The organism is Floccifex sp. (genome assembly GCF_051873495.1).
GTDB lineage: Bacteria > Bacillota_I > Bacilli_A > Erysipelotrichales > Erysipelotrichaceae > Floccifex.
Genome location: NZ_JBJEEX010000129.1, coordinates 1 through 4,539, shown reverse-complemented (window position 1 = coordinate 4,539; position 4,539 = coordinate 1). Strand labels below are relative to the sequence as shown.

The window sequence follows — 4,539 nt, the reverse complement described above, 5'->3', positions numbered from 1 at the left end:
CGCTAAAGCTTTTCCTGACCCCCAGAATATCTGGGGGTTTTATGTAGACAAAAAACACATTCATTTTAATCATGATGTGTTCTTTTATCAATAAATTATTTATACTCAAATAATTCTTTTAATTCTTGTTTTGATAAAGAAGAAATCGTTCCTTGTGCTCCTTCCACAAACATATCACTCATTTCTTTTTTATTCTGTTGCATCTCATAAATTTTTTCTTCAATCGTTCCTTTTACCAATAATTGATAAACCAATACATTCTTTGTTTGACCAATTCGGTAGGCACGATCGGTTGCCTGGTTTTGAGCTGAAATATTCCACCAAGGATCAAAATGGATAACAGCTTGCGCAGCTGTTAAATTCAATCCCGTTCCCCCTGCTTTTAATGAAATCAAGAATACATCACTATCATCACTTTGGAATTCATCCACTTCTATTCTTCGTTTTTCTTTACTTGTTTGTCCGGTAATCATGTGATACTTAATTCCACGGGCATTAAATTCTTTAATAAAGTTATCAAAAATAGAAGTAAACGAAGAGAACAATAATACTTTCTTATTGTTTTCTTTTAATGTTTCAATTAAATCAAGGCATACACTCATCTTAGTAGACATAGTATCTATATCTGAATACAACATACGAGCATCACAACAAATTTGTCTTAGTCTTGTCATAAGGGCAAGAATTAAGATAGAGTCCACGTGTTCTAATTTAAATTGTTCTTGAAGTTGTTCATTGGCACGAGCTAAATTCGCTAAATAAATGTTCTTTTCTTCGGATGAGAAAGACAACCACATTTCTTTTTCAACTTTATCTGGTAAATCTTTTAATACTTCTTGTTTTGTTCTTCGTAAAATAAATGGAGCTACTAATTTCTTTAATTGTTCTTGTTTCTTAGTATCGTTGTCAATACGAATTGGTTTTTCAATATTCTTAGTGAAATGCGATAAAGAATATAAATAACCTGGCATTAAAAAATCAAAAATGGACCATAATTCACTTAAACTATTTTCAATAGGTGTTCCTGTTAAAGCTAAACGATGAGAACATTGTAGTGATTTAACGCATTGCGCATTTTGTGTTTTAGGATTCTTAATATATTGCGCTTCATCTAAAATCACATATTCAAATTCCTTTTTAACATATTCTTTAATGTCACGTTTCAAATAATCATACGTTGTGATATATAAATCATGTTTTTCATGAATATAGGCTGTACGCTCATTTTGAGCACCTGAAACACAAACAGAATCCAATTGAATATTAAATTTATGAATTTCATTGTCCCAGTTATACATTAAAGAACTAGGACATACAATTAAATGTGGTTTATCGGATTTATAACTATCTAAATACACTAATACTTGTAGTGTTTTTCCAAGTCCCATATCATCGGCTAAAATACCATTTAACTGCATTGTATTTAAATGGGAAATCCAACGAATTCCTTCTTTTTGATAATCTCTTAATAAAGAATCATATTTCGAATCTATTTCAAATTCTTTTAAAGAATCTAAGCGATTAGCATAGGCTTGTACTGTTTCATCTTGATGAATTTCAAATTCAATGTTATCGAGATGAAGCATTTGATAAGCAGGCTTTACAATTTCATCTTTCTTTAAATCTTTACTACCTAAATCCATTTGCGTTGCGAAATCATCTAATTGCTCAATATCCTTTGATTCCAAATCAATGGTTTGACCATTTTTAAGCTTAAAGAATTTTTTCTTTTTACGATACGCATTTAAAATCTGAATTAATTCTTCTTTTGATACATCATCTGTATCAATACGCATTTCCAATAAGTTATTCTCAATGTGTACTCCTACATTTAAATTTAAAGACTTTCGATTCTTTAACTGCATTAATTCTTCCGAAACATAGACTTGTGCTTGTTCCATTAATAAAGGAATTCCTTTATCAAGAAAATCATTTAAGCGTTGTCCTCTTGTTTTAAAGATAGCTACGTTATTTTCGATTTTATTGGCATAGTTTTCAATAATGGCTTCAATCGCTTGAATGGAAGGCATTTCACATGGCATGAATAACTTTTTAGACACACCATTTTCCAAGTATTCTCCCCATACTCTTAAATCAGCGTCTTGTAGATCGGAATAAATTTTAATGTCTTTAATATCAACATGGAATGCATCTAAATCACATTGTGTTGTTAAGTCAAAGTATTGTAGATTGGGTTCAATCATTTGAAGGTATAGTTCCTTCATATTTGAATCTTTAATTTTAATACCACGATTAGTACGAATAAAATCCACTAAGCGAGCGACTTGTCCATATGAATCTAATTGATATCGAGTAAGGGTGCGGTTTTCCATTTTATATAAATGTGAATGACCAATGGTTAAGTCAGAATCTAATTCATATTCAATGGTATATAATTCATTTTGTTTAGAAATTGTAACTGGAATTGTGATTTCTTTTTGATCAATGTAAAAATCATAATAATCACTAGGAAGCTGACTAGCTAAGCCAAAGACACTATCAATGTTTTCTTTATTAACTTCAATAGTTTTACGAACGTCTTTGGAAATATATTGTGTTAAAAAATCAAGAATTAACTCACTATAAGAATCTAAGTTTTCTCTTTTTAAGATAACAGAATTGGTTTTTCCTAAGTCATAATTGGAACGTTTCGCAAAGCCAAGCACTAAATCAGGAATGTCTTTTACTTTATAGAGTTTATTGGTTCCAATGGAAAAAGAAAGCTCATGGCCAAAACGTGAATCCAATGATAAATGAATGTGAATGGTTTCGTCTTGTTCAGATAATAAATGAGATAATCTATCTTTTTTTGATTGATTCACAACTTTCATTAGTTCTTGGTTTTGATATTCCATCGCAACGCGTTGTAATTCTAGTTCTCTTAAACGGTTTTGTTCTCTTTTATAAGCTTGATAATCTAATTCATATGGAAAAGAAGTCGGTTCTATTTCGTTTATAAAATTACAAGTCGCTACTAAGTGTACACATCCTCTATCATTAAAGTTTTCACAGTTACATCGATAGCCTTGTATTAAGCCATTTTCCGATATAACCACTTTACAATTAATTTGACGTCTATTTTGTAGGAAAATAGTACGGGCAACGTATTTATGATTTTCATATCGAATCGTAATTTTTTGTAGTTCTCCGGTATAATAAGGATCTTCTGCTTGATAAAGAATCCATGTATTATTCACTAATTTTCGTATAGAAGAGTTTTGAACAAACATATATAAGAACCTCCTTATTTGTATAATTTTATCATGTTTAGATTTGATTAGACATAAAAAAAGCCCCTTATGGGACTTTTTTTTGAGAAGAGAGTATATATGTGTTTTTTCAACAGCTAATTTCTTAGCTGTCTATAATATACTAAACATTTTTAAAGAAAATATAGTTGATTTATGTGAAATTATGTTAAAACAAACAACCATTAATTTTAAAAGAAGCATGAGCTTTATTTCTCATGCTTCATATCCTCTCGGATTTGTTTAATTTTATGTTTAATCACTTCATCACTTAGTTCTAAATGATCCACATATGGTTTCAATATTTCTTGTTCCACTTTTAAGCGCATTTTAATCGCGTATTCTTTGTCTTTGGAACGACATAAATAATAGTCTTTGCCATTGAAACCTATTGTCGATAACCATTTATTCGTTGACTTATCATAACAGACTCCATTCACTCCTGAACTATTACTACTTCTAAGTTCATGGTTTAAAGATTTTTGGATAACAGCAGACTGCATATTTTTATCCAAGGCTTCTTTGACACATCCACATGAAGTTGTATTGCCACTGATTAAAGAGGCATTGGATACCATACACTCTTTTCCACAATCACATATACAACGCCATACGACCGATCCAAAAGATCGTTGATTGGTTTTAGATATGACTAAAAGCTTACCAAAACGCATTCCTGTTAAATCACGAAAATGTACTCCTTGATTTTCTTTACGAAGACATCCACATGATTTTGTATGACCATCTTTTAAATTACGACTACTGACATCAACTGTATTTCCACAATCACATGTACAATGCCATACAATGCTTCCTCTATCTCTTTTGTCTGTTTTATAGTTTACAGTAAATCTACCAAAGCGATGATTGGTCAAATCAACTGTCTGTCCCATATATTATTTATGTTTCTTTTTCTTGTTTCTTCGTACAAGCAACACCAATAATATAAAGAATACCAATACACATATTACTATGCTCAATAATCCTATGATAAAACTATAATCCACATACGCTTCTTCCTCTTCTTCTTTTTCCTGATAAGGATCTTCATATGTTTCATCTGTTATGCTTCCTACCAGCACTAATCGTCCATTGGTCGAATCCGATGCACATGTAGAAAGTAATACAAGACGAGTTGGTGAAGATATATCAAGTGTAGTTATACTTACACTCTTGATATATTCCAAGTACGATTGAATATCGGTTTCTGATGTATTGTATGTCCTAGTATCATAGGCATCCACGCTCAACAACGAAAAGAAATCCACTCCATATTCTTTTCCCTCGACAA

3 protein-coding genes are annotated in these 4,539 nt (G+C 30.9%); all 3 read right to left on the bottom strand.

The window, feature by feature from the left end; genetic code table 11:
• Positions 1-95: 95 nt before the first annotated feature.
• Positions 96-3,230: a DEAD/DEAH box helicase gene (locus ACI313_RS08495; protein ID WP_320607597.1), complete on the bottom strand. Its 3,135-nt coding sequence runs from the start codon at positions 3,228-3,230 to the stop codon at positions 96-98.
• A 227-nt stretch (positions 3,231-3,457) separates the two neighbouring features.
• The gene (locus tag ACI313_RS08490; protein ID WP_439755773.1) at positions 3,458-4,141 is read right to left on the bottom strand and encodes a hypothetical protein; all 684 of its coding nucleotides are present in this window, start codon (positions 4,139-4,141) and stop codon (positions 3,458-3,460) included.
• Between the two features lie 3 nt (positions 4,142-4,144).
• A partial coding sequence (locus tag ACI313_RS08485; protein ID WP_439755772.1) for a hypothetical protein occupies positions 4,145-4,539 on the bottom strand: 395 nt, incomplete at its 5' end.